The organism is Methanospirillum sp. (assembly GCF_028679455.1).
GTDB lineage: Archaea > Halobacteriota > Methanomicrobia > Methanomicrobiales > Methanospirillaceae > Methanospirillum.
This window is the reverse complement of the sequence record NZ_JAJRBM010000140.1, coordinates 1-4439: the sequence shown is the minus strand read 5'-3', so window position 1 is coordinate 4439 and position 4439 is coordinate 1. Positions and strand designations below refer to the sequence as shown.

The window sequence follows — 4439 nt, the reverse complement described above, 5'->3', positions numbered from 1 at the left end:
GCAACGACCTCCATCAGCACCTCTGCCTCTTTTGCAAAGGGTGCAACCGAGAGGATCTGGGATCCGATGTGGCAGTGGATTCCTACTGGCACCACGTTCTTACAGGTAAGTGCCTTTGCATATGCTTCCCTGATGGATGCAGCCGGAATCCCGAACTTGGAGGTTGCAAGACCGGTTGCGATCTTCGGGTGGGTGGGGACATCGATTGCAGGATTCACTCTGAACGAGATCTCAACAACCTTCCCTGTCTCTCCTGCAATCCGGTCGAGCTGGACGAGTTCATCGATCGAGTCAAGTGATACCCTGACTCCTTTTGAGACTGCAAGCCGGTGATCAGCCTCGGTCTTGGAACTGCCGTTGAACAACAGGTACTCGGGTTTCATCCCGGCCTGCAGGGCAATGGTGATTTCTCCTGCTGAAAAAACATCGGCTCCTGCCCCTTCCTGTGCAAGGATCTTCAGGATTGCAGGATTTCCGTTTGCCTTTGCAGCGTAGAGAATTCTGATACTTGGATACCGGGCAGAGAGTGCCTTCTGATATCCATGGAAATTTTCCCGGATCCGGTCCTCGTCAGTGACATACAACGGGGTCCCATAGGTGAACGCGAGTTTTACTACATCGCACCCGTTGATCTGCAGATGCCGGTCTTTGATCGAGAGGTGTGAAGGAAGGGTCATTACCATGATACCGACTCCATTCTGCCGATTGCCTCACGAATACGGTCAACAGACCGGGTGATGGCGAACCGTACGTATCCCTCTCCGGATCTTCCGAATCCGATGCCTGGGGTGACCACAATTCCGGTCTCGTTCAGCATCTTTGCTGCCATTGCCATGCTGTCTTCTACCTTAAGCCAGACGTAGAAGGTAGCTTTTGGTGCCTGGATCTCAAATCCGAGTTTCTGCAGGCCTGAAACCAGCACGTCACGGCGTTCCTGGTAGATGCCACATGCTTCTGCCACACAGTCCTGCGGGCCGGAGAGGGCTGCAATTGCTGCATGCTCACCGGATTGAAGGTTCCTGAGTCGATGTTGGTCTTGACTACCCCGAGGCCTCTGATGATCTCCTTGTTCCCAACTGCCATCCCGATACGCCACCCGGTCATATTGTAGGTCTTGGAGAGGGAGTGCATCTCGATACCGATCTCTGATGCTCCGTCTGCCTCCAGGAATGAGGGTGCCTTGTATCCATCAAAGGATACTTCAGAGTAGGCGTTGTCGCTGACTACCACGATCTCGTGTTCACGGGCAAACTCCACAACCTCGTCGAAGAATTTTGGCGGGGCTATCGCCGAGGTTGGGTTGTTTGGGTAGTTGATCCACATGAGTTTTGATTTTCTGGCGACGTCACTTGGAATATCATCAAGGACCGGGAGGAACCCGTTCTCCCTGAGGAGTGGCATCTCATGGACTTTTCCTTCTGAGAAGAGTGCTCCTGTGGAGTACACCGGGTATCCGGGACTGGGCACGAGGACGTAGTCACCCGGATTGACGAGTGCCTCAGGGATATGGGCGACCCCGTCCTTTGAACCCATCAGGGAGATGATCTCTGATGAAGGGTCGAGGTCTACGGAGAACCGCCGCTGGTACCATCCGGCGACTGCTTCCCGGAATGACTGCATCCCGAGGTATGACGGGTAATGATGATTATCAGGATCTTTGGCTGCATCGATGAGTGCCTGGACAATATGGGGCGGGGTGGGCAGGTCAGGATCACCGACCCCGAGGTCGATGACATCCACCCCTTCCGCCCGTTTCTTTGCCTTCATCTCGTCGATGCGGGCGAAGAGGTATGGGGGGAGGTTATCGATCCGTTTTGCAAACATGGTAGAACCGTTGGGTCGGATTCCTCTTAATCATGCGCCGGGAGATCTGGACTCCACGTTGGTTCATCTGTCACCTCTTTCCATCTGCCAGCAGCGTACAAGTTTGTCAGGGTGTTCACGCAGCAGTTGAAGATCAGACATGCCGGTGCTGGTGATGGATATCAGGAGTATGTGGGTGTTCATGTACCTGGTCGGTATGGGAATGCAGATGGGTGTGATGCCCACCCGGAACAGGATGATCTGTTCCCTTAGGATGGGAATGGTCATGATGCGCATCATCGTGCCGGTGCCGGTGATCATGGACTACCGGAGGATGCCGGTGGGGATGGCTGTGATATTCGGTGAGGAGGATTATGATCCCGACGAGCATGAGGAGCACTGCAGGGATGAAGATCAGGCCGGGAAGTTGCTGGAAAAGCAGGAGCCCGACGATGATCCCGAATACCGGGTTGATTCCGAAGTATGACGCGGTCCGGGCAGGGCCGAGATCCCGGAGTGCTTTGAGAAAACAGAATGTCATCAGGCCCCCGAACCCAATCATTCCGATCAGAACGGCACTAACAGCCTGAAAAGTTCCCGGGAGCGGTTCGTTGATGACTCTCGCAATGGTGAACGTGATCACTCCGGCAAAGAGGCCCTTGTACATCCCGATGGCCAGTGGGTCACGACTGGCAATCATGCGTGAACAACTGGTATCTATCCCCCAGCACAGGCAGGTGATGAGGATCCCGATAGCCCCTATTGAAAGTCCGAGTGGCTGGTCGGGCCGCCAGGCAAGCGTTATGCAGGCCAGGGTGATACACCCGAGTGCGGTCCAGACCCGGAACCCTGCCTGTTCACCGGATATGATTCTTGCTACAAGTGCAGTTGCCACGGCCTCAAAACTGAGCAGGACTGATGCCTCCCAGGCTGTGATCAGGCGAAGCGAGAGAGTCAGAATGGTAAATGCAAGCACGGCACCGAAGAGTGAAGCACCGATGAGCCAGGGGATCGAAGATCTCGTGAGCGATGGTTCCGCAGGGATCTTACTCTGAAGATGGCGGAAAAGCCGGTATACAGCCATCCCTCCCCCGCCGCCAAGATAAATCAGGCTTGCAAGCGTGATTGGGCCGTTACCGGTTAATGCCAGTTTTGCCACCGGTGCTGAGGATCCAAACAGAATGGCTGCAGCAAGGATAAAGAGAACCGGACGGGAAGGGGCGATCATCTGTCAGGATGGATTGGATCCACTGACCGATAAATGAACATGAAAAATGAAGGTTGCTGCTGTGGTTCAGATCCTGAACCGGTTCATCGTTTCTTCGATATGAACGGTTGAATCCTCGGCCTTCATGACAACCTCCCTGATTTCATCCATAGAGGTATTAACGCTGTTGATCATGGTGACGATCTGATGAACCGCAGCTGATGACTCTTCACTTGCTGCTGCAAGCCCGACCGACTCTTTCGCGGTCTGCTGAACCATATCGCCAAACTCATGCACGGTAGCGGTGACTTCCTCAACTGAGGCTGCCTGTTCCTCACTGGCAGCAGCAACTTCGTTCATGTTCTTGTCTATCTCGGCGATTGACTCAACGATCTCGTTGAATATGGCGAGTGTCTCTCCGACTGCCTCGTTTCCTGACTTTACTTCCGTCAGTGATGTCTTCACTTCATCAGTGATGGCCACGGTCTTCTGCTGCAGGGTTCCGATGATAGATGCGATGTTCTCTGCAGACTTCTGCGATCCGGTGGCAAGTTCTTTTACTTCTCCGGCAACAACTGCAAATCCAAGTCCTGCCTCCCCTGCCCGTGCTGCTTCGATTGCTGCATTGAGGGCGAGCAGGTTTGTCTGTTCTGCAATGGAACTGATGATATCAACGATCCGTCCAATCTCGTTCATCTGATTACTGATGTCGATGACCATCCGCTCGATATCTGCAGAAGACTGAAGAATTCCATGCATCCCGTTTTCAGCCTTCCCCGCAACTTCTTTCCCGTGGGAAGAGAGTTTTGAAGCATTTCCGGTCAGTGCGGTGACTTCGTTCATCTTCCCGGCAACTGCAGAGACGGTAGTGGCAAGATCCTGCATTGCATTCATGATCTGTCTGGTATTGTCACCACTGTGCTCGGCAAGGGTATTGACCGCTCCTGCGATCTGGGCAACCTGTCCGGTCCCTGCCGAAACATCCTCAATGCTGTGATGTGCCAGGACGATACCGCTGGTCACCGAGTCAACGTTGGTACCAACATTGCTGACTGCGTCCCTCAGGTCATCAACCTCCTGTTTCACCTTTGCGATTGCCTCTGAAACCTCAATACCGATGGTGTTGAGTGCATCCCTGAAGATGAGATACTCACCTTTGAGTTGCAGGGTTGGATCTATCCGGGCCGTGAAGTTACCGCTGGCGTACTCCCCTGAGAGCCGCATCGCCTCCCTCATCGGAGTGACCATCCCGTCAACGATCTGATTGACTCCGCCGATGATGGTTGCGTAGTCCCCCTGGAATTTTGTCGTATCTCCTCTGACATCCAGGTTCCCTTCAACTGCAGCCGAACTGATGGCCTGCACTTCATCTCCGAACCGGTCAAATGTTCTGACCACTTCAAGGAAGGATCGGCTGAGTGTCCCGATC

General features: G+C 53.9%; 3 protein-coding genes and 1 pseudogene. All 4 read right to left on the bottom strand.

Annotated features, from left to right (window positions below; translation table 11 throughout):
• A partial coding sequence (locus tag LUQ50_RS04770; protein WP_300036968.1) for an alanine racemase occupies window positions 1-677 on the bottom strand: 677 nt, incomplete at its 3' end.
• Window positions 677-1824, bottom strand: a pseudogene (locus LUQ50_RS04765) (LL-diaminopimelate aminotransferase). The gene LUQ50_RS04770 and the pseudogene LUQ50_RS04765, both read right to left, overlap by 1 nt.
• Before the next feature lie 133 nt (window positions 1825-1957).
• Complete coding sequence (locus LUQ50_RS04760; protein ID WP_300036965.1) at window positions 1958-3031, bottom strand: DMT family transporter; 1074 nt, start codon at window positions 3029-3031, stop codon at window positions 1958-1960.
• A 66-nt stretch (window positions 3032-3097) separates the two neighbouring features.
• Window positions 3098-4439: methyl-accepting chemotaxis protein (locus LUQ50_RS04755; RefSeq protein ID WP_300036962.1), on the bottom strand; the 1342-nt coding region annotated here is incomplete at its 5' end.

Bases quoted from the DNA above. Each gene is read 5' to 3' on its own strand.
- LUQ50_RS04760 (WP_300036965.1), bottom strand. From the start codon at position 3,031: ATGATCGCCCCTTCCCGTCCGGTTCTCTTTATCCTTGCTGCAGCCATT.